This window comes from Chryseobacterium sp. II3a (genome assembly GCF_057815135.1).
Genome location: NZ_JBYPZJ010000003.1, coordinates 150,011 through 173,004 on the forward strand (window position 1 = coordinate 150,011; position 22,994 = coordinate 173,004).

Sequence of the window (22,994 nt, forward strand, 5' to 3'; positions counted from 1 at the left end):
AATTAATGGCAAACTTAAAAGAAATACGAGGCAGAATTACGTCAATTTCATCTACGATGCAGATTACACGTGCTATGAAGATGGTTTCCGCAGCGAAACTTAAAAAAGCACAAGACGCAATCGTAATGTTAAGACCTTATTCTGAAAAATTACAGGAGCTTATCCAGAATGTAAATTCTAGCTCTGATCCTGACCAGGTTTCTGTATATGCTCAGAAAAGAGAGGTTAAAAGAATACTTTTCATCGCTGTTACTTCAAACAGAGGTCTTGCAGGAGCTTTTAACTCTTCGATTGTAAAAGAGCTTAACCTTCAGTTCCAGAACAATTCTCAGTATGAGATTGAAGTTCTTCCTGTAGGTAAAAAAGTATATGATGCTGTAAGAAGAAATCGTTCAGTATATGCTAATGGAAGTTCTGTTTATGATAACCTGAATTTTGATGCAGTTGCTCATATCACGGAAGGTGTTATGACAAGCTTCAAAGAAGGTAAATTTGACGAAGTTTATGTTATTTATAACAAATTCGTTAATGCAGCTACTCAGGAAGTAACTACAGAACAACTTCTTCCAATCTCAATGCCTGAAACTACAGAGCCACAGGTTGAAACAGATTATATCTTCGAACCAAACAGAGCAGAGATCTTAGATAACCTGATTCCTAAGTCTATTAAAACTCAGGTTTTCAAAGCAATCTTAGATTCAGTAGCATCTGAGCACGGGGCGAGAATGACTGCAATGCACAAAGCTACAGATAACGCAGAAGCCTTGAGAAATGATCTTAAGATTTTCTACAACAAAGCAAGACAGGCTGCAATTACCAATGAAATCTTGGAAATTGTTTCCGGAGCAGAAGCTTTAAAAAATTCATAAAGAATTATTTTAACATACAATCAAAAGCATCGATCTTATCGGTGCTTTTTTCGTTTCTATAGGCTTGAAACCGTAAATAAGCCTGTAAAAATCATCTTATTCTGTAAAAACGATTCGTAGGTCCGATTATTTTTTTTATTTCAAAATAGATAGGTTTTGAGGAGCTAATTTTTTCCTTAAAAATTCCTTTATTGAAATAATCTATCCAATATTCAGGTTATTTTTATTTTGTATATCTTTGTACCTAATAAAATTTATACAACTTCTAAATGGACTCGGACATAGTCAGGCTTTTGCTGGCCTTATTTCTTGTTTTACTAAATGGCTTCTTCGTAGCCGCAGAATTTTCAATTGTTAAAGTTCGTTACTCTCAAATTCAACTAAAAGCCGCAGAAGGTGACTCTATGGCTAAGCAGGCAGAACATATCATCAAACACCTTGATGAATATCTTTCCGCCACACAATTAGGAATTACATTAGCATCCCTTGCCTTAGGTTGGGTAGGAGAGAGTGCCTTACACCATATCGTTGAAAATATTTTTCACTCTGTAAATGTTGATTTAACCCAAACAACGATTACTACCGTTTCGGTGGTAACCAGTTTTGTGTTGATCACTATTATGCACATTGTATTTGGAGAGCTTATCCCTAAATCAATAGCGATCAGAAAATCAGAATCTACAACAATGGCTACAGCTGTTCCGCTGAGAATCTTTTATACCATATTTAAACCATTTATTTGGTTAATGAATTCCATGTCTAATGGATTCTTAAGATTGGTAAAAATTCACCCGGCTTCTGAACAGGAAATTCACTCTACAGAAGAGCTTCAGCTTTTGGTAAAACAAAGTGCAGACAGTGGTGAGATTGAAGAAGAGAACTATGAGATCATTAAAAATGCATTTGATTTTACAGATCACTCTGCAAAACAGATCATGGTTCCAAGACAGAATATTACTTCCATCGACTTTGAAGAAGATGTGAACGATATTATTAATAAAATTATGGATAGTGGGTACTCCCGTATCCCTGTATATATTGATTCTATTGACAATGTGATCGGGATTTTCTATACCAAGGAAATAATAAGAGAATTTGTTAAAAGAAAAGGAGATCTGGATCATGAAGATCTTAAAGATTTAATGCGTGATGCCTTTTTCGTAGTGGAAAGTAAAAAAGTTTCGGACTTATTGAAAACTTTCCAATTGAAAAAACAGCATATTGCTATTGTTATTGACGAATTTGGAGGAACTGAAGGGATTATTACCTTGGAAGATATCCTTGAAGAGCTTGTAGGAGAAATTCAGGACGAAGAAGATGACGAAGAAAAAATCGTTGATAAAATAGCGGATAATACCTATTGGGTACAGGCAACTCAACCTTTGGATGAGATCAATGAATTTTTACCTAAGAAGTTACCTCTTTCGGAAGAAAGCGAATACAACTCGCTGGCTGGGTTTATTCTTTATGAGTTGGAAGAAATTCCTGAAGAAAACCAGGAGTTTGATCTAGATGATTATCACTTCAAGATTTTGAAAATGAACAATAAGAGTGTAGAGCTCGTTGAATTGATATACCAGGAACCTAATGCTATTGATAGTTTAGCAGAAAAGATTGGTGAAGTTTAAAACAACTAAGAATGAATTTTTATAATACGATAAAAGACTACGAAGATCCGAAACGGCAGTATGAAGAAGAGGTTCTGGTACTGGATGATACGGATGAAGTCTACAAACTAGTATTGCATAATGATGATGTTCATACTTTCGACTATGTTATCGACAGTCTGATAGAAATATGCAAACATACACTAGAACAGGCAGAGCAATGTACGATACTTGTCCACTACAAAGGCAAATGTACCGTAAAAACAGGCTCATTGGATATCTTGAAGCCTATGCACGAAAAATTACTTTCACGAGAATTAACGAGTGAAATCGTATAAAATAAAAACCGGCCAATACAAGGCCGGTTTTTTTGTGAAAACCTTTTATAAATACTCCGTTTTTTCATTGACTACGTCGAATCTATGATTTCTGACGAAGGAAGAATCTCATGATTTAAATATTTTAAATTTGATACCCGTTTTTTGGGGGGATAAGACAATTGGCTAATAATTGCTACTGTAAATATTATTTTAACGCAGGGTTCGCAAGGTTCTAAATTAAAAGATTGAAGAATTCCGTTCGTAGAGGCGTTAGCACTTAGCAAATGCTCTTATTGGGCCCATTGCTGAATGAAATGCCTTTGCGAACGAAAAATATCCATGTAATACTAGAAATTCTTTGCGTATTCCTGGCGTTTAAAAAAAGTTTTTAAAGCTAAAAAAGCAGTTTTTCCATGTAAATCAATCCAACTTTTGAGATTGTTACAATTTTTGAGACTAATTACTTTAACTTCAGGATATAAGAATTCCCGAATTACTCAATTTCGCTCTCTGCATTGCTACATTTTATCTAAAATAGTATATTTGTACCAACTATAAAGAAACAAAAAAACAATGCTTGTAATAGGAATTGCCGGTGGAACAGGATCTGGCAAAACTACAGTTGTTGATAAGATACTTCAGCAGCTTGATATCGAAGGAATGAATATCCTTTCTCAGGATAATTATTATCACGACAACCAAGGTCTTACATTGACGGAAAGAGAGGCTTTAAATTATGACCATCCGAAGTCGATAGATTTTGAACTCTTGATAAAACATGTGAAAGCTTTAAAGAATAATGAATCCATAGAACAGCCAATTTATAGCTTTGTAACACATTCCAGAACAGGAGATCACGTAACTGTAGAACCTAAGAATGTATTGGTAGTAGAAGGAATTTTGGTTCTTACCAATAAAGAATTACTAAAAGAATTTGACCTGAAGGTTTTTGTTCATGCAGATTCTGATGAAAGGCTGATCAGGAGGATCAGGAGAGATACACAGGAAAGAGGTAGAGACCTGAGCGAAGTATTACATCGTTATCAGACTACTTTAAAACCAATGCACCAGGAATTCATCGAACCATCTAAAAATGATGCCGATCTTATTATACCAAATATGAAGCAGAATTCCGTAGCCATTGATTTTTTAACTACCGTTATTAAAAACTCGTTGAAAAAACATTAAAAAAATGGAAGAAAATAACCTTATCAAAGACATTCAGCCGAAATCTGAAACATTCAAACTTATCCAAAAATATGTATTGAATAAATATACCATTACGATCTGTCTGTTTTTGGTATGGATGATTTTCTTCGACAAAACCTCATTTCTCGTAATTAATGAACTGAATGGTGAGATTCATAAATATGAAGATCAGCTGGAGTATTACAAAAAAGAATACGAAAAGAATGATGCCTTCTATAAAAAACTGATGAATAACAAATCAGAAAAAGAAAAATACGCGCGAGAAAATTATTTTATGAAGAAACCTAATGAAGAAATCTTCATTTTGGTGGTAGACAGTACAAAAGTCGCTAAGAAATAAGAACATGGTAAAAGTGTCAATAGTGAATGGTCAATTGGGTATGTTTGATGGTACTATTCGCTTATAAAGCACAACTCACCATAGACAATTCACAATTTAAACAAAACTAATGTCAAATACAGCTACACTTCCAAACTGGGAAAATTTAGTAAAAAAACAACTTAAAACAGAAGATATTTATCCTATTCTGGAAAAAGAAAACCTGGAAGGAATAGAAGTAAAACCTTTCTATACAGAGGTTAAAAAGTCTTTGATAAATCTGCCGAGAGTTGAAGAAAGTACCCATTTGGTAGCCAGATACCATGAAAGTCTGGAAGATGAAGTATTTGCATTTTTACTCGATCAGAATGTAGAAGGCCTCACTGAGAAAGCTATTTTCGTTAACAATAAAGAACTTGCAGGACATATTACTCCTCAGGATGAGGACCAATATTTTTCCTTAATTGATGTTTTCAATGAGAAAGAAGCTATTATTGACGATCAGTTGGCAAAAGAATTATTGGCAAAAGGGTTCAAAAGAAGCATCTGTGTAGATATTTCTCTTCACCAGAATGCCGGAGCTGCCATCTACCAGCAGTTAGGAATTGCTTTGGCAAAAACAAAAGAACTCGTAGAAGTATACGGAGCTGAAATTCTGAATAAGTTGATCTTTAAAATTGCTGTAGGAGGAAATTACTTCTTCGAAATGGGCAAATTAAGAGCCTTTAAAATGGTTTTTAACCAGCTTTCCAAGGAATATGGGCTGGATGAAGTTCCTTACATCTTTGCAGAAACTTCCCTTAGAAATAAAGCGGTTTCTGACAACGAAAACAACCTGATCCGTTCTACATTGGAGCTGGCTTCAGCCATGATTGGTGGAGCAGATGCTGTTTTTACAAACAATTATCTTGTAGCCAGAAGTACAGATAACTCTGAAGAAATTTCTTTCAAACAACAGATTGTATTGGCTTATGAAAGCATCATTAACGTATTTGAGGATGCAGCTAATGGAAGCTATTATGTAGAAGATATCACGCAGCAGATTGCGGATAAATCTTGGGCATTGTTTGTTGAAATGGAAGACGCTGGCGGTTATCTTGAGCTTTTAAGACAAGGAATTGTTCAGAAAAAGATCTACGATCATGCAATTGAAGAGCAGCAATGGATTGAAGAAGGAAAAATTAAACTAATTGGAGTTAATTTATACCCCAAATTAGAAGTTAAAAAGTCCATTACAGATCTATACAACGAAAAAGAAATTAAAGCCGTTCGTTGGGCAGAAATGTTTGAATAATGAAAGACAAACTGATAGACTTATTCGAATACACCTATCATTTCAATGTTGAAATGATTAAAGTTATTTCTGAAAACAGAAAACTTGTTGATGATAAAACAATCAGTTTGATCAACCATACTTTTAATGCACAGCAGATCTGGAATGCCAGGATACTGGGAGAACCTACATTTGAGGTTTGGCAAATCAATCCTTTTGAATCTTTAAATGAAATTAATCATCAGAATTTTGTGAAAAGTATTGATGTCATTAAAGAATTTGATCTTGAGAAAAGAGTAGAATATCAGAACTCAAGAGGAACAAAATTTGAAAACAGTATTTTTGAAATGCTTTTCCATGCCATTAATCATTCGACTTATCACAGAGGTCAAATTAACTCTCTACTTAAACAAAACGGGATAGAACCTATAGTAACAGACTATATTTTTTATAAAAGATAATTCTGTAGAGATACTTCGGCTCCGCTCAGTATGACACTGTTAAGATATGTTGCATTAATTTTCAAATTTTAAATTAGGCATTTAGTATTAGCGTTGTCATGCTGAGCGGAGTCGAAGCATTATACCCAAATGAATATAAACTAGCAAAAATCTGTGGTTAAACTATTAAATAAAGAAATTCAAAACTATATCAACGCAAATCTAAAAACAGATCTGCATTCATTACTATTAAAAAAATCTCCTTTTCCTGAAGTTTCTATGCAGGAGATTGTACAACAGATCAAAGGAAAGCAGGTCGCAGAGAAAAAGTTTCCCTTCTTATTGCAGGATGATATTATTTTTCCTCCACAGCTTAATATGGAGCAATCATCCTCTGAAAAGACCGCTCTTTATAAATCAGAAATTTTAAAAGGGAAGAAGTTTGTCGATCTTACGAGTGGTTTCGGAATTGATGCCTATTATTTATCTCAAAATTTTGATGATATTACTTTAATAGAGCAGAATACGGAACTTTTAGAGATTGTTGAACACAATTGGAATACACTTGGGAAGAAAGCAAGGTTTATCAATCAGAAATTAGAGGATTTTTTAAATGAAAATCAGGAAAGTTTTGATACTGTTTATTTGGATCCGGCCAGAAGAGACCAGAATAAGAATAAAGTCTTCCTTTTGGAGGATCTTTCCCCAAATATTCTTGAAATTCAGGAAAAATTACTGTCAATATCAGAACAGGTGGTTATTAAGCTCTCTCCATTGATTGATTTGAAGTATCTTATTTCAGTTTTACCCGCTATTTTCAGACTCGATATTGTTGCTCTTAAAAATGATGTAAAAGAGATTGTAGTCTTTCTATCCAAGGATAATAAGAACAAAATTATCTGCAACTGTGTGAACCTTGATAGCGGAGAATCTCCCTTTAGTTTTACATTTGGGGAAGAAGGAAATGCTCAATCGGAGTTTGGCGAGCCTGAAAAATTTATCTATATTCCCAATAATTCCATTTTAAAGGCTGGGACTTTTAATTTAATTTCAGAAAAATTCGGTGTTAAAAAATTGCACCCCAATACTCATCTTTATACTTCATCTGATAGAATAGTGGAATTTCCGGGAAGAATTTTTGAAATAGAAGTTGTTGATTCTAAAAAGATTAAAAAGAAAGAGCAGTACAATATAGTTTCGAGAAATTATCCCTTAAAACCTGAAGAAATCAAGAAGAAATATGGCTTGAAAGATGGTGGAAATGATTACCTTATTTTTACACAGTCCAAAAAAGGGAAAATTATTTTAAAATCAGTCTAAAAATGTTGCCAAAAGAAACAGGATTTCTTAATTTTGGGCAATCAAAAATTAGAGAAGGAAATTGCTTTCTATTTAGGTCATCAGAATAGACAAAAATAGTATGGTTCCTATGATATTTAAAAAATAAATTTTACATATGAAAAAATTAGTTATATGTTTAGCGATTGCAACGGTAGCGGTAAGCTGTAAAAAAGTTCCGCAAGGGGGAAGCAAGGCTGTTTTGAAACTTGAAGAAGGAGTAGAAAGATATTCTGATGATCCTCAGGGTGGAGAAGCTCATGGTACACATGGGGCAGCTGCTGAACACAAAGAAGAAGAAGCAAAACCAGAAGCTGCAGCACCTAAGACGGATAGTACTGCTGCTGCAAAGCCTGCTGAAAAAAAAGAAGAGGCTCCAAAAGCTGAACACTAATTAATTAGTATACAATATAAAAATGCTCTGTTTTGTACAGAGCATTTTTTATTTTTAAAATGACTGATAGACCAATCATCAGGAACTAATCTTTTTTCTTTAGAAAATCCTCTGTTTTTACTTGGCCCAGCGGTGCATTTTTTTTAATTTTAACAAAATAAAATTTTACAATGCAAGAGACATTAAATTACATCAACGAAAACAAACAGCGTTTCGTGGATGAATTATTTGAGTTATTGAGAATCCCTTCTATTTCTGCAGATCCGGCGTATAAAGATGATGTATTGAAGTGTGCAGACGTATGTGCAGAACACCTTAGAAATGCAGGAGCTGATCAAGTGGAAGTATGCAAGACTAAGGGGTATCCTATCGTTTTCGGAGAAAAAATCATTGATACAAACCTACCAACGGTATTAGTTTACGGTCACTATGACGTACAACCGGCAGATCCACTGGAATTATGGAGAAAGCCACCTTTCGAGCCTTATATCGAAAAAACTGAGCTTCACCCAGAGGGAGCAATTTTTGCAAGAGGATCTGCAGATGATAAAGGACAGTTCTTCATGCACCTGAAAGCTTTTGAAGCAATGATGAAAACCAATACCCTTCCATGTAACGTTAAATTTATTTTGGAAGGTGAAGAAGAAGTAGGATCTGTAAGCTTAGGAGACTTTGTGAATGAAAACAAAGAAAAACTATCTTGTGATTGTATTCTTATTTCAGATACACACATCTATAGCAACGAACAACCAACTGTAACAACAGGTTTAAGAGGATTAAGCTATGTAGAAGTAGAAGTGGAAGGACCAAACAGAGATCTTCACTCAGGTCTTTATGGTGGAGCTGTTCCAAACCCAATCCACGTATTGTCAAGAATGATTGCTAACCTTATTGATGAAGATGGGCACATTACTATTGATGGGTTCTACGATAATGTGGAAATCGTATCTGATGCAGACAGAACAGAAATGAATAAGCTGAAGGATAATCCTGAAGAATTCAAAAAGTCAATCGGATTAAGCAATATTGAAGGAGAAAAAGGTTATACAACATTAGAAAGAGCTTCTATTCGTCCTACTTTAGACTGTAATGGTATTTGGGGTGGATATACGGGAGAAGGCGCTAAAACAGTAATTCCTTCCAAAGCTTTTGCTAAAATTTCAATGCGTTTGGTTCCTTACCAGACTCCGGAAGAAATTACAGAAAAGTTTACGAAATATTTCGAAAAAATTGCTCCGGATACAGTAAAAGTGAAAGTAACTCCTCACCACGGAGGAATGCCTTACGTATTACAAAGTGATACCAAAGAATTCTTAGCAGCTAAAAAAGCTATGGAAACTGCATTTGGTAAAGAGGTATTACCATATAGAAGTGGAGGAAGTATTCCAATTACGTCTATGTTTGAGAAGGTTTTAGGAGCTAAATCAGTATTGATGGGCTTCGGACTGGATTCTGATGCAATTCACTCTCCAAACGAGCACTACGGATTATTTAATTTCTACAAAGGAATTGAAAGTATTCCATTGTTTTTTGAAAATTATTCAAAATAAACATTGAACCTATAATATCAGGATAAGGCACTTCTCAGAAGTGCCTTATTTATTTTTATAATCAGTTATCATAAAGAGAGAGCAATTCTTTGTAAATGAGTTTTTTATGAAAAATATTAATTTTCAATTTAATTAGAATAATAATAAAATACATCCTATATGAAGTTAAATTAGCTGATAATAAGAGCATTATTTTTTATTTGTAGATAATTATTTCACTATTCAAGGAAAGTTTATATTTTTATTACAAACTTGAAAACTAATGAAAAAAATCTACTCAATCGTTTGCTCTTTATTAGCAATACTTTGTTTTGCCCAACAGGGGGTATCATTTGAAGATAACGAAGGTTTTATAACCGGAAATATTCATGGGCAGGGCGCGTGGATCAGTACTCCCACAGGAGGTACCCCTGAGAATGTTACCCATCAGACGATCAGTACTGATGCTGCTACAGAGGGAAACAATGCTCTGAAAATTGTCAGGGAATCTATGTATGGAGTTCAATCAGAACCTATTATTGGCGGCTTTTACAATCTCACGGCTCCACTTACCTGTACTCATTTTTCTGTTTCATTTGATATTAATATGTCACAGCTTAACGGATCCGTATTTGGATTTCAAGGGGTGGATAATAACAATGAAAATACCATGCTAAGAGTAGATTTTGATAAAACGGGGACAATAAATATCTTGCATAAAGAATCAAATATCCAAAACATGGTTCCCACACAAGGAGTATGGTCTCCAAATATGTGGTATCGATTCAAAGTGGTAGGTACAGCAATAGATATGAGATATTACCTTAATGATGCTTTAATTTATACTGATTCTGCCCTTGCTTATCTTACTATGGATCAATTGAGATTTGTCCATGATAATGGGGTAGGAATAGCTTATTTTGATAATATTAAGATTAATGATGAATTGATCTTGTCTGCTAAAGAAACAAATTTAAAAGCTAAAACATTAACGCTGTACCCTAATCCGGTAGCAGACTTTCTAAAAATAAATACTTCTAACCGGATTCAGCATGTTGAAGTGTATGATCTTATTGGGAAAAAAATAAACATAAAATTAGATGGAGAAAAAGTAGATGTGAGAAACTTATCCCCCGGAGTGTATTTGCTAAATATAGAGACAGAAGGAGGAAACTTTACTGAGAAATTCATTAAAAAATAACTCTCAAGCAGACTTAAGTTGACAAAACGTCCTCATTGGGACGTTTTTTTGTTAAGATAACAGAGTAGTTTTGAAATTAAATTGTTGATTTTATATGTTTTTATGGTAGGTGTTGAGATATTTATAGGATAAAAATAAAATTTATAAAAATGATATAATTTATAATTACAAGTGTCATTTTTATAATGTTTTTTGGAGTTTAGTTAAAGTTAAATAATTTAAAGTATTAATTATTATATTATTTTTATCGGAATATTATTAACTATTAGCTTGTTTATTGTTTTTTTTATTAATTAATTGTGGGTTTTTAATGATATTTACTACTTTTAAGAAAAATAATTTATCATGAGAAGAATTCTACTATTGAGTGCATTTTTAGGGTTAACCTCTTTAAATGCTCAAACAACAATTTTTAATCAAACAGTTACAAGCCAAAATGGGATTGTTGCTAATGCTTTATCAAATGGAAACTTTGTAGCAGCTGCGGATGACTTTAAACTTACGAGTCAAAACAAGATCACAAAAATAAAGATATTAGGTTTTCAAAATGAGGAAACTTTAGAAACTTTAGTGGCAACAGGAGCAATGCTTTATATTTATGCGGATGCTGCTGGATCTCCTGCCGGGGTCCCTAATGGTGCAGGAACTCCAATTGCAGCTATAAATGTAGCTAAAGGGGCTGCTGGATATTCTTTAATAAAAGGTTTAACGGGATATACTTTTGAAATTGATGTAACAGCAGCGTTAAGTACTCCTGTTATTTTATCTGCTAATACAACTTATTGGTTGGTGTTTGCTGCCAAAACAAATCTGACTACTTATGGAGCTGGTGGATTTAATTGGTTTTCAGGGCAAATCGCCGGTAATCCTGCAAAACTTATAGATCCGTTGGATGCCTTTGGTGCAGGGGCGACAACTTGGACAAGCATATCATTCCTTACAGATGAACCTGCATTTGATGGTCTTGCATTTAGTATTGAAGGCCAAAATGCAACATTAGGAACTCAAGAAATATTCAGCAATATTAAAAAAACAACAATTTCTCCTAATCCAACAACAGATTATTTACATGTAAATTCCACAGAAAAAATTAAGGCTGTTGAGATTTTTGACATGAACGGAAGAAAAGTGAATGTTGCCCTTGATGGAAACAGAATTGATGTAAGAAATGTAAATACAGGAGGTTATATCATCAACATTGAAACAAAAGAAGGTAAAACTACCGAGAAATTCATCAAAAAATAAGATCTGATATATCTTAATATCATTAAAACGCTCCATTTGGAGCGTTTTTGTTATTTAAGAGCAATCAATTTTAATAATAGGCCAGAGATATGTAACACAGAAGACCCAAGAATAGATTTATGGAGTTGCTGAAACCAGAAATAGGTATTTTTTAGCCAAAGGAGGTTTCTTATGGTTAAATTTTTGGGGGAAAAGTAGGGGTGATGATTGTGTTTCTGATAAGAAGAGGATTTAAAATATTATTCTATTTTAATTTTTATTCAATTTTTTTTAATAATAAAAGTTGGAAAATATGTTTTTTTGTCATTTTAATAATAATTTGTCTTTTTTGTTTTTAAATTATTTTCAATTCATTTAATATTGTAAAAAACATATAAGGTTATGACAAAAAAAGTATTAATTGGATTGCTTGTGCTTTTATCAGGTACAGCATTCTCTCAACAGACAATTTCCTTTGAAGCTTCTGAAGGATATACAGCAGGAAATATAAACGGACAAAAAGGATGGGTTACCTCCAACGGTATGGAACAACAGACGGTTAACATGGAAAAAGCATCCATTGGAACCAATTCTTTAAAGCTAAAAAAAAATAATTTGTATTGCCAGCAAAAAGAAGCTGTAATGGGAGCCTTTTATAATCTCCCATCACCACTAATATCTGATAATTTTACAGTTTCTTTTGATATTTATTTACGTTTCCGTTATACTTCAAATTATGAATTTCAGGCAGTAAACAGTAAAGAAAATAAGACGGCGACAAGAGTTCAATTTACCAATTCAGGAGCTATTAAAATTGCAGATGTAACCAATTCATCTTCCGGTACTACAGATTTATTGGATACAGCTGGAGTTTGGCCAATAGCATCATGGAAAAGAGTTAAAGTAGTAGGTTCATCCACAGAGATCAAATACTATCTGGATAATATTTTGATTTACAAAGGGGCTCGTGCCAATTCTTCAAGCATTGATCAATTGCGTTTTGTACATGATAATTTTGGAGAATATGCCTATATTGATAATATTAAAATTAACAATGAATCATCAGATGCAGCTCCAGAACAACAGAAAATAAGTATTTATCCTAATCCATCATCAGATTTTATTACGATTCTATCTCCAAACAAAATAAAAAATATTGTGATTTTAAGTGGCTTTGGAAAACAAATCAATGTCAATATAGAAAATGATAAAATTGATGTCAGAAATTTACTTCCTGGAATGTATTTGCTTAATGTAGAAACAGAAGGCAGAAACTTTACTGAAAAATTTGTTAAAAAATAAGACCTGATAAATCTTAGTATCAGTAAAACGCTCCAATTGGAGCGTTTTTGTTATTTTAGAGAAATTAATTTTAAGGATATGTCAGAAAATAAAACAGCATATATAACGGGAGGAACGAAAGGTATTGGTTTTGGGATTGCTAAAATTTTGCTTGAAAATGGAATTTCAGTAGCATTTTCTGGAAGAAAGAGGGAAGATGTCATGAAGGCCGAACAAGACCTTAAGCAGTATTCTCAAAATGTTCTGGGAATTGTTTCTGATGTCAGAAGCCTGGAGAGTGAAGCGGAAGCTGTAAAATATATTACTGAGAAGTTTGGAAGACTAGATTATGTGATTGCAAACGCAGGGCTGGGCATATTTAAGCCTGTAGATGAACTGTCTGCTGAAGAATGGAATGATATGATAGAAACCAATCTGACGGGAGTTTTTTATACTTTAAAAGCTTCTGTAGAAGAATTAAAAAAATCTGAAGGGTACTATATTACCATTTCGAGTTTGGCGGGTGCTAATTTCTTTGAAAACGGAACAGGATATAATGCTTCAAAATTCGGGGTCGTGGGATTCACACAGGCAGCTATGATTGATTTAAGAAAATACAATATCAAATCTACTGTCATTATGCCCGGGTCAGTAGCTACCTATTTTAATGGAAATGTACCCTCAGAAAAAGATAGTTGGAAGATTCAGCCTGAAGATATGGGGAATCTGATATTGGATATTTTAAAGATGAATCCTAGGGTTTTGCCCAGTAAAATTGAGTTTAGAGCAACACAGCCAGGTAAATAAGTACATCTAATGTATTGAATAATAATTTAATAAGTATTATGCATGCATAATATATTTTTTATTTATATTAGCAAAAATTAATTCAAACAAAATCTCTGCATAAAGTGTCATGATTTTATGCCTAAAAGAGAAAAAATAAAATAGTACACATGAAAATATTAGTTTGTATTAGTAGTGTTCCGGATACTACTTCCAAAATTAACTTTACAGCAGATAAATCTGCTTTCGACAAAAACGGAATTCAGTGGGTAATCAACCCGCTAGATGAATTTGCGTTGACAAAAGCGGTTAAACTTCAGGAATCTCAGGGAGCAACAGTAACAGTAATCAACGTAGGAGATGCTGCTACAGAACCTGTAATTAGAAAAGCTTTAGCTATTGGTGCTAACGATGCAGTAAGAGTAAACCTTGATCCAAAAGACAGCTATTCTACAGCAAAAGAAATTGCTGCTGTAGCGCAAAGTGGAGGATATGATTTGATTCTTTGCGGTAAAGAATCTATCGATTATAATGGTGGATCTGTACCAGGAATGGTAGCTCAGTTATTGAATCAACCTTTCGTAAATGCATCTGTAGGATTAGATGTAAACGGAAGCGAAGCTACTGCTGTAAGAGAAATCGAAGGTGGAAAAGAAACTATTTCTGTTAAATTACCTGCAATTATCGCAGGTCAGAAAGGATTAGTAGATGAAAAAGACCTTATCATTCCAAACATGAGAGGAATTATGTCTGCAAGAACAAAACCTTTACAGGTAGTAGAGCCTACTTCTTCAGAAGTTAAGGTTCAGGGAGTATCTTATGACAGTGTTCCACCAAGAGCTGCTGTGAAAATGGTTTCTCCTGACAATCTGGACGAATTGGTAAGATTACTTCACGAAGAAGCTAAAGTGATCTAATCTTTAAATTTTTCAATCTTTTAATTTTTAAATTTAAAAAAATGGCAGTATTCGTATACGCAGAAAATATAAATGGAGTTTACAAAAAAGCAGCTTTTGAAGCAGTTTCTTATGCTAAAGCTATTGCAGATAAAGCAGGAGATACCGTTACAGCGATCTCTGTAAACCCTACTGATTCTTCAGATTTATTATACAAATATGGAGCATCAAATGTTATCAATATTAAAGACGAGGGGCTTAAGAATTTCTCAGCAAAAGCATTTGCACAGGCTGTAAATGAAGTAGCAAACGGAAATATTATCGTTTTTCCTCACACTACAGATGCTTCTTCAGTAGCACCAATGTTAGCCGTAATGAAGAACTATTCTTTAATTACTAATGCATTAGAAACTCCTGAAAGCCTTTCTCCATTCCAGGTGAAGAGAAGAGCTTTCTCAGGAAAAGGATTTATGCATGCAAAAGCTGAAGGAAACGGAGTAATTGTTACCGTTTCTCAAAACGCTTTTGGTGTGAAAGAAAACGCAGTATCAGGTTCAGAAGAAGTGAAAAACCTATCTGTAGCTAATGATGATACTAAAGTAATTTCTCACGAGCAAAGTTCAGGGAAATTAGATCTTAAAGAAGCTGAAGTAGTTGTTTCTGCAGGTAGAGGGATGAAAGGTCCTGAAAACTGGGGAATGGTTGAAGATTTAGCGAATGTTTTAGGAGCTGCTACAGCTTGTTCTAAGCCGGTTTCTGACATCGGATGGAGACCTCACACAGAACACGTAGGACAAACAGGTAAGGCAATTTCACCTAATCTATATATTGCAATAGGGATTTCAGGAGCCATTCAGCACTTAGCTGGAGTAAACTCTTCAAAAACGATTGTGGTAATCAATAGTGATCCTGAAGCGCCATTCTTCAAGTCTGCTGATTATGGAGTGGTAGGTGATGCTTTTCAAATTATTCCTGCATTAACAGAGAAAATTAAGGCAATCAAAGGATAAATTTAATAGTGAATAGTCAATCTACTTTGCGAGTTAATTTTTAAACATTCACTTGTAAAGCAAAACTCACGATTGGCCATTGACGATCACATACAATACAATAAAAGCTCGGCTTTCCGGGCTTTTATTTTTGTGTAAAAAAGTGAAATCACAACAAAAAATTAATCTATATTTGTAGCTATGGATTATAAGCAGCTAATTATTCGCGGAATATCGTACAGCCAGACCCAATCGGGGGCGTACGCATTGTTACTGGAGCATGAGGAAACACACATAAAATTACCTGTTGTTATAGGAAATTTCGAAGCTCAATCTATCTCTCTTGGACTGGAAAAAGATATCCATCCACCGCGCCCACTTACCCACGACTTATTCTCAAAATTTATCGTTTCGGCCAATTATGAGTTGGTTTCTGTAATCATTTATCAGATTGTAGATGGGGTATTCTTTTCAAATATCAACTTTAAAAATAAAGCGACGGAAGAAGAACTGATTCTTGATGCAAGAACATCTGATGCTGTTGCTATGGCTGTAAGATTCGATGCACCTATTTTTACGACACAGCAGGTCTTAAATGAAGCTGGAATCTTATTGGAACTGGAAGATGTATCGAGAGAAGAGCAAACATTTTCAGAAACAGTAGCCACTGAAGATAACTTAAAATCCCTTTCTATGGAAGAGCTTCAGAAACTATTGGATGATGCCGTTAAAGAAGAAGATTATGATACCGCCCTTGAAATCCAGGAAGAAATCAAGAGGAGGAAAAAGAAAATTGATTAAAAGAGATACTTTATATAAAAATGAATTTAAAATTACGACTGACCATCCTCAGTTTTCTCCAGTTTTTTGTGTGGGGAGCATGGCTGATTACGATGGCGAACTTCTGGTTTGGCACTAAACATTGGGAAGGAACACAATTTGGAGCTGTTTTCGGAACAATGGGAATTGCTTCTATCTTTATGCCAACCATTACTGGAATTATTGCAGACCGTTGGGTAAACGCTGAGCGTATATTTTCAGTATTACACATTCTTTACGGGGCTATTCTTTTCATTTTGCCACACTCTGCAGATCCTAATTCTTTCTTTTCGGTGATGCTTGTTGCAATGTGTTTTTATATGCCTACTATTGCTTTAGCCAATTCAATTTCCTACACTATTTTAAAGAATAACAATATGGATGTGGTGAAAGACTTTCCACCAATCCGCGTATGGGGAACCATCGGCTTTATTGTAGCCATGTGGATCACTAACCTTAGTGGAAATAAAGCAACAGAAGGACAGTTTTATATTGGAGGAGCGGTAGCCATATTCTTAGGAATTTATGCTCTCACTTTACCAAAATGTCCACCTCAAAAACTAATTGATAAAAACTCTCCATTATCTGAGCAGTTAGGATTAAATGCATTTAAGCTTTTTGGAAACTATAAAATGGCTTTGTTCTTTTTATTCTCTATGCTTTTAGGAGCTGCTCTTCAGCTGACAAACGCTTATGGAGATGTGTTTTTAAGTGAATTTGCTCATTTTCCAAAATATGCTGATTCATTTGTAGTACAGAGATCTACAATTATCATGTCAATTTCTCAGGTTTCTGAAACCCTTTTCATCCTGGCAATTCCTTTCTTCCTTAAGAAATTCGGTATAAAAAAAGTAATGTTAATGTCTATGCTGGCATGGGTATTAAGATTCGGATTCTTTGCATATGGAGTACCGGATGGCTTCGGTTTATCTTTAATTATCCTTTCATGTATTGTATACGGAATGGCCTTCGATTTCTTTAATATTTCAGGTTCCCTTTTCGTAGAGACCACAACAGATAGAAATATCCGTTCTTCAGCTCAAGGATTATTTATGATGATGACGAATGGTTTTGGAGCTGTTTTCGGGAGCTATATTGCAGGTTGGGCCATTGATAAATTCTTTACCCACAAGTTTACAACAGCTACAGAATTGTCAACCTATTTGGAAACAACTCCAGATAATCCTACATTCTTAGATATTCTAAAGAATAGCTTTAATGCGGTTGTGAATTCGGATGGAACACTTTCTTCAGCAGTTATGGTAAAAGACTGGCACCAGATTTGGCTGTCATTTGCAATTTACTCATTGGTTTTAGCTATATTTTTTGCTGTTTTATTTAAACATAAACATAATCCTGAAGACGTTTCTTCAGTTAAGCATTAGTCATTAACAATAAAATAATATAAAATTGCACTTTCGATAAGGAAGTGCAATTTTTTTGTTTTAAACAATATCATAATCAAGCTAATCTGTTGATATGCATAAAAAGTGATACGGAAATTATTATAATAGCAATTGTAGGTTTCTAATTTGTTAAAATAATTAATGTATTATTGATAAATACTTAATAGTATAAGTGTTTTATTATGACTAATGACTGTTAGGAAGAGGAAATGTTTGTTTGATAACAGATGATTTGTAAATGTGTTTTTTTTCGTATTTTGGCACTTTAGTAAATATGAAAAATATACAGTTATTAGGATTGTTATTAGTAGTTGTAGGAAGTTTTCTACCACTGGTACATGTGCCTATTATAGGAAATTGGAATTATTGGAAACTAGATCATTATTTGGCCATTGCATGCTGGATCTTTGCTGCATGTGCAGTTTTTGGAATTGTCAATAACAGTACAAAAATCGTAAGGTTTTTTGGCATCCTGCTTATTCTTTTATTCGCCTTCACTCTGGTGGCTGTAAAGCTGCAGTCTTTAGATTACTTTAGCTTTTTGCCTTTTAAATCCTGGAGAGAAACTTTCGCAGGAATTGTGAAGCTGAAGTGGGGTTGGATTGTAGAATTTTTGGGTGCTTTTCTGATGGTTTTTGCTGGAAATAATAAAAAAGTAAATCAACGAACTCAAATTTAATATGAATCTTTTAAAAGTATCCTTGGCTGGGGCGTTATTGTTGATGGCCGCACAGGTTAAATCCCAGCAGACTGAACAGAAAAAACCAGATAACCCGACTAAATGTACTAACATAAAAGAAGGAAAATTTCTTAGAGCAAATTATCCGGAATCTATCTGGCATATGACCATTAAAGACAATGTTCAAACCGAATATTTTAATAATGGAAAAGATTATATAAAATCTACATTGGTTTTTATAGATGACTGTAACTATAAATCAATTGTTGTAGAGAAGTCAGATAAAAATGATCCTGCACAGGTTGGAGATGTTTTCAATAATAAAGTTGTAGCAACTCAGGATAATCTTGTGAAAGTCAATATGAAGATTGAAGGATCTCAATTTGACATCGTATACATAAAAGTAAAATAAATTTAATTATAAAATGAAGCCCTGGTTTCATTTGAGCTAAAAATAAAAATTATATACATGAAAGAAGTATTCATTGTTTCCGCGGTAAGAACGCCTATGGGGAGTTTTATGGGAAGTTTGTCAACAGTTCCGGCTACTAAATTGGGAGCTGCTGCTGTAAAAGGAGCATTAGATAAAATTGGTTTAGATCCTGCTAATGTTCAGGAAATTTATATGGGGAATGTGCTGCAAGCAGGAGAAGGACAGGCGCCGGCTCGTCAGGTAGCATTAGGAGCAGGTCTTTCTATCAATACCCCTTCTACTACAGTAAATAAAGTATGTGCTTCAGGAATGAAGGCTGTAACAATGGCTGCACAAGCAATCAAAGCGGGTGATGCAGAAGTAATTGTTGCAGGAGGGATGGAAAACATGTCTTTGGTTCCTCACTATTATAACGCAAGAGTAGCTACAAAGCTAGGAGATATCAAAATGCTTGACGGTATGGTGTTGGACGGTCTTACAGACGTATACAACAAAGTACACATGGGGGTATGTGCAGAGAAATGTGCAGTTGATTATAGTATTACAAGAGAAGATCAGGATAACTTTGCAATAGAATCTTATAAAAGATCTGCAAAAGCTTGGAGTGAAGGAAAATTCAATGACGAAATCGTACCGGTTTCCATTCCTCAAAGAAAAGGAGACCCTGTAATCTTTGCTGAAGACGAAGAATACAAAGCGGTGAATTTCGACAGAATTACAACACTTCCTACAGTTTTCAAGAAAGAAGATGGAACGGTAACAGCAGCTAATGCATCTACATTGAATGATGGAGCTTCTGCATTGATTCTTGTTTCTAAAGAGAAAATGGAAGAATTAGGATTAAAACCATTAGCAAAGATCGTTTCTTATGCTGATGCTGCACAAGAACCTGAAAACTTTACAACTGCTCCGGCTAAAGCATTACCTATAGCCCTTAAAAAAGCAGGATTAGAAGTATCAGATATTGACTTCTTTGAATTTAATGAAGCTTTCTCAGTAGTAGGATTAGCTAACAACAAAATCTTAGGATTAGATGCTTCTAAAGTAAACGTAAACGGTGGAGCGGTAGCATTAGGACATCCACTGGGAAGTTCAGGTTCAAGAATCATCGTTACATTAATCAACGTATTGAAGCAAAATAATGCCAAATATGGTGCTGCAGCCATCTGCAACGGTGGTGGTGGAGCTTCTGCAATCGTGATTGAAAATATCTAATATTCTGTTTTAGAATATATTACCATTAAGGAATCGATAATTTTTTTAAAATCTTATCCATTTCTTAATGGTTTTTCTATTTTTGTGCTACTAATATTTATTTGAAATGTCTGAAATTGAGAATCGACAACCCAACAATATAAAGAATAATCCGAAGATTATGAAAGCTTGGGCTGTATATGACTGGGCAAACTCTGTGTATTCCCTGGTTATTACGTCCACTATTTTCCCCATTTATTATTCTATTCTCACTACAGCTTATGAGAAGAAAGAATTTGTAACAGAAACCAAAAAATGGATTGATGTCCCAGTGAGACATATGATCAAAATTTTTGGCAAAGAATACCAGCCGGATGCAGTATATGGATATTCATTAACCATATCGTTCTTTATCGTAGTATTATTATCTCCCTTTTTATCTTCGTTGGCAGACACCATTGGAAATAAGAAATCCTTCCTGCAGTTTTTCTGTTATCTGGGAGCAACATCGTGTATGGGATTAGCAATGTTCACAGGAATGCATAATGTATTTTTGGGGCTTTTGTTCAGTATTACAGCAAGTGTCGGGTTTTGGGGCAGTTTGGTTTTTTATAATTCCTTTCTTCCGGATATTGCAACGCCGGACAGGCAGGATGCACTTTCTGCAAAAGGATATGTATATGGATATCTTGGCTCTGTAGTTTTAGTGGTATTGTGTCTAGTTCTGATTCAGGTTTTTGCCAAAGGAGCAGCACAGCAGCTTTTATTTACGAGAATCAGCTTCCTGTTGACAGGAGCATGGTGGTTTGGGTTTTCTCAATACACCTTTAAGCATCTTCCTCAATTTGGAGATGTAAAAGATAAACTTCCTAAAGATCTTGTGTTATTAAACTATAAGAATATCTTCAAAAAACATGAAGAGCAAGGAGGATTCTTTGAAGTGCTAAAAGATAACATGAGCTTTTATAAAGATATTGCCAAAGAAAGCTTCCATGAATTGTTTAAAGTAGGAGGTGAGCTGTTCAAAGATAGAAATCTGAAGTTTTTCTTATCAAGCTTCTTCTTCTACAGTGTTGGTATGCAGACGATTTTCCTTATGGCAACCTTATTTGGAAAAAGTGAGATCAATCTAGCTCAGGATAAACTTATCGGAACACTCTTGGTTATCCAGATTGAAGCCATTATAGGAGCTGTGATTTTCTCAAGATTATCCAAAAGAATAGGAAACAAAAATGTTATTTCAATTGCTATTTTTCTATGGATTGTAGCTTGTTTATGGGCTTACTTCTTAAACAAAGAAAACCCAACCGTAGAATATCAGTTCTATGGGGTGGCTGCAGTAGTAGGATTAGTAATGGGAGGGCTTCAGGCAATGTCCAGATCTACATACTCAAAGTTACTTCCGGAAAACTCCATGGAAAACACTACATATTTCAGTTTCTATGATGTATTGGAAAAGATTGCAATCATTATCGGGACCTTTATATTTGCAACTCTGATTGAGCATTTTAATAATATGAGAATTGCAGCTTTATCCATGACATTATTCTTCGGTGCAGGGTTAATATTAATCCGATTCCTGAAGGTGAAAATGAGAAAAGACAGAGAAACACTATAAAAATGAAAGGCGTTATTTTAACGTCTTTTTTTATTTTTTAACTCAAAATTAATTGTGGTTGAAAATAAGGATTAATGATAAATTAATACAGGAATTTTCAGAATCTGAAGCTTTTTTTGTATATTTATATGGTGTTTGGGTGAAGCAGAACCAAAAAAATGATAATTCGGTCCGGGTTTTGCTTATATTCAGCGGAATAATTTTTAACTTTGCAAAAAAGATTTATTGTCAATATGACCAACCCATTATTTTATGCAAAAATAATCCTGTTTGGAGAATATGGAATGATTGAAGATTCCCAGGGGCTTGTAGTACCTTACAGCTTCTATAAAGGAACTTTAAAATTTTCAGATCTGGCTTCAGAATTTGAGCTTAATTCAAACAGACATCTGCAGAAATATTCAGACTTTCTTACAAGACTTGATCTTTCTGATGATTTTACATTAGATATTGAGAGTTTCAAAAAAGATATTTCAAACGGACTTTTCTTCGATTCTAATATTCCGCAAGGTTATGGAGTAGGAAGTTCAGGCGCTTTGGTGGCTGCTATTTTTGAAAAATATTCTATCAGCAAATTAAATCCGGATAACATCTCTAAGGAAAATCTTAAAAAACTAAAGGCTGTTTTTGGTGAAATGGAAAGTTATTTCCACGGAAAAAGCTCAGGAATGGATCCATTGATCTGTTATATGAACCTGCCAATTCTTATTGAAAATAAAGAAAACCTAGATAGAGTCTCAATACCTGAAGGACAAGAAGGAAAAGGAGCTATTTTCTTAATTGATTCCGGAATGACAGGAGAAACAGGCCCTATGATTCAGATTTTCTTTGAAAAAATGAAGACAGAAGGGTTCCGTAAAACACTGAAAGAAGAATTTATTCGTTACAATAACGCATGTATAGAAGCATTTCTGAAAAAAGATATGAATCCTTTTTTCAGAAATCTTAAAAAGCTTTCTCACTGGGCGTATGAGCATTTCCGTCCAATGATTCCTGAAAGTATCTTTAATATCTGGAAAAAAGGTCTTGATTCTAATGCTTATTACCTAAAACTCTGCGGAAGCGGCGGTGGAGGTTATATTCTAGGCTTTACCAAGGATTATGAAAAAGCAGAAAAAATGCTTGATGGCTTCCAAAAAGAAGTGATTTACAGATTTTAAACAGGTTGGA

The 22,994-nt window shown here is 34.2% G+C and carries 23 protein-coding genes; all 23 read left to right on the forward strand.

Translation table 11 applies throughout. The annotated features are described in order from the left end of the window. Positions 1-5: 5 nt before the first annotated feature. The 23 genes from atpG to AC3HD6_RS09310 all read left to right on the forward strand — a co-directional run bounded on the left by atpG (position 6) and on the right by AC3HD6_RS09310 (position 22,984). Positions 6-869 carry an ATP synthase F1 subunit gamma gene (atpG, locus tag AC3HD6_RS09200; protein WP_068943512.1) on the forward strand — a complete coding sequence of 288 codons (864 nt, stop codon included), beginning with the start codon at positions 6-8 and terminating at the stop codon, positions 867-869. A 269-nt stretch (positions 870-1,138) separates the two neighbouring features. Next, a complete protein-coding gene (locus AC3HD6_RS09205) occupies positions 1,139-2,497 on the forward strand; it encodes a hemolysin family protein (protein WP_488896063.1) in 1,359 nt (452 codons plus the stop codon). Positions 2,498-2,508: 11 nt separating this feature from the next. Continuing rightward, entirely contained in the window at positions 2,509-2,814 is a 306-nt protein-coding gene (locus AC3HD6_RS09210) for an ATP-dependent Clp protease adaptor ClpS (RefSeq protein ID WP_065394241.1), read from the forward strand. A 555-nt stretch (positions 2,815-3,369) separates the two neighbouring features. Then, complete coding sequence (gene udk, locus AC3HD6_RS09215) at positions 3,370-3,984, forward strand: uridine kinase (protein WP_149832385.1); 615 nt, start codon at positions 3,370-3,372, stop codon at positions 3,982-3,984. A gap of 4 nt (positions 3,985-3,988) precedes the next feature. After that, positions 3,989-4,345, forward strand: a complete 357-nt coding sequence (locus AC3HD6_RS09220; RefSeq protein WP_068943509.1) for an FtsB family cell division protein — start codon at positions 3,989-3,991, stop codon at positions 4,343-4,345. Positions 4,346-4,454: 109 nt separating this feature from the next. Continuing rightward, positions 4,455-5,618: a methylmalonyl-CoA mutase family protein gene (locus AC3HD6_RS09225; protein WP_488896064.1), complete on the forward strand. Its 1,164-nt coding sequence runs from the start codon at positions 4,455-4,457 to the stop codon at positions 5,616-5,618. Beyond that, positions 5,618-6,058, forward strand: a complete 441-nt coding sequence (locus AC3HD6_RS09230) for a DinB family protein (protein WP_488896065.1) — start codon at positions 5,618-5,620, stop codon at positions 6,056-6,058. The genes AC3HD6_RS09225 and AC3HD6_RS09230 overlap by 1 nt, the downstream gene beginning before the upstream one ends. A 153-nt stretch (positions 6,059-6,211) precedes the next feature. Then, positions 6,212-7,357 (forward strand): class I SAM-dependent methyltransferase, encoded by a 1,146-nt coding sequence (locus tag AC3HD6_RS09235; RefSeq protein WP_488896066.1) that lies wholly within the window; start codon positions 6,212-6,214, stop codon positions 7,355-7,357. A 136-nt stretch (positions 7,358-7,493) separates the two neighbouring features. Next, entirely contained in the window at positions 7,494-7,769 is a 276-nt protein-coding gene (locus tag AC3HD6_RS09240) for a hypothetical protein (RefSeq protein WP_488896067.1), read from the forward strand. A 170-nt stretch (positions 7,770-7,939) separates the two neighbouring features. Then, entirely contained in the window at positions 7,940-9,319 is a 1,380-nt protein-coding gene (locus AC3HD6_RS09245; protein ID WP_488896068.1) for a dipeptidase, read from the forward strand. 262 nt (positions 9,320-9,581) lie between these two features. Beyond that, the gene (locus AC3HD6_RS09250; RefSeq protein WP_488896069.1) at positions 9,582-10,499 is read left to right on the forward strand and encodes a T9SS type A sorting domain-containing protein; all 918 of its coding nucleotides are present in this window, start codon (positions 9,582-9,584) and stop codon (positions 10,497-10,499) included. A 345-nt stretch (positions 10,500-10,844) separates the two neighbouring features. After that, the gene (locus AC3HD6_RS09255) at positions 10,845-11,744 is read left to right on the forward strand and encodes a T9SS type A sorting domain-containing protein (protein ID WP_488896070.1); all 900 of its coding nucleotides are present in this window, start codon (positions 10,845-10,847) and stop codon (positions 11,742-11,744) included. A 381-nt stretch (positions 11,745-12,125) separates the two neighbouring features. Further along, on the forward strand, positions 12,126-13,025 hold the full coding sequence (locus AC3HD6_RS09260) for a T9SS type A sorting domain-containing protein (protein WP_488896071.1): 900 nt from the start codon (positions 12,126-12,128) through the stop codon (positions 13,023-13,025). Between the two features lie 78 nt (positions 13,026-13,103). Beyond that, positions 13,104-13,811, forward strand: a complete 708-nt coding sequence (locus tag AC3HD6_RS09265; protein WP_488896072.1) for an SDR family oxidoreductase — start codon at positions 13,104-13,106, stop codon at positions 13,809-13,811. A gap of 149 nt (positions 13,812-13,960) precedes the next feature. Further along, on the forward strand, positions 13,961-14,707 hold the full coding sequence (locus tag AC3HD6_RS09270; RefSeq protein WP_068943500.1) for an electron transfer flavoprotein subunit beta/FixA family protein: 747 nt from the start codon (positions 13,961-13,963) through the stop codon (positions 14,705-14,707). A gap of 41 nt (positions 14,708-14,748) precedes the next feature. Continuing rightward, on the forward strand, positions 14,749-15,696 hold the full coding sequence (locus AC3HD6_RS09275; RefSeq protein WP_488896073.1) for an electron transfer flavoprotein subunit alpha/FixB family protein: 948 nt from the start codon (positions 14,749-14,751) through the stop codon (positions 15,694-15,696). 180 nt (positions 15,697-15,876) lie between these two features. Continuing rightward, on the forward strand, positions 15,877-16,476 hold the full coding sequence (locus AC3HD6_RS09280) for a bifunctional nuclease family protein (RefSeq protein ID WP_488896074.1): 600 nt from the start codon (positions 15,877-15,879) through the stop codon (positions 16,474-16,476). Positions 16,477-16,496: 20 nt separating this feature from the next. Then, a complete protein-coding gene (locus tag AC3HD6_RS09285) occupies positions 16,497-17,879 on the forward strand; it encodes a nucleoside permease (protein ID WP_488896075.1) in 1,383 nt (460 codons plus the stop codon). Positions 17,880-18,174: 295 nt separating this feature from the next. Further along, the gene (locus tag AC3HD6_RS09290; RefSeq protein ID WP_488896076.1) at positions 18,175-18,579 is read left to right on the forward strand and encodes a hypothetical protein; all 405 of its coding nucleotides are present in this window, start codon (positions 18,175-18,177) and stop codon (positions 18,577-18,579) included. 1 nt (position 18,580) lies between these two features. After that, the gene (locus AC3HD6_RS09295) at positions 18,581-18,991 is read left to right on the forward strand and encodes a hypothetical protein (protein ID WP_488896077.1); all 411 of its coding nucleotides are present in this window, start codon (positions 18,581-18,583) and stop codon (positions 18,989-18,991) included. A 57-nt stretch (positions 18,992-19,048) separates the two neighbouring features. After that, on the forward strand, positions 19,049-20,227 hold the full coding sequence (locus tag AC3HD6_RS09300) for an acetyl-CoA C-acyltransferase (RefSeq protein ID WP_488896078.1): 1,179 nt from the start codon (positions 19,049-19,051) through the stop codon (positions 20,225-20,227). A 106-nt stretch (positions 20,228-20,333) separates the two neighbouring features. Beyond that, the gene (locus AC3HD6_RS09305; protein ID WP_488896079.1) at positions 20,334-21,824 is read left to right on the forward strand and encodes an MFS transporter; all 1,491 of its coding nucleotides are present in this window, start codon (positions 20,334-20,336) and stop codon (positions 21,822-21,824) included. Positions 21,825-22,057: 233 nt separating this feature from the next. Further along, the gene (locus tag AC3HD6_RS09310) at positions 22,058-22,984 is read left to right on the forward strand and encodes a mevalonate kinase family protein (RefSeq protein WP_488896436.1); all 927 of its coding nucleotides are present in this window, start codon (positions 22,058-22,060) and stop codon (positions 22,982-22,984) included. Positions 22,985-22,994: the final 10 nt, after the last annotated feature.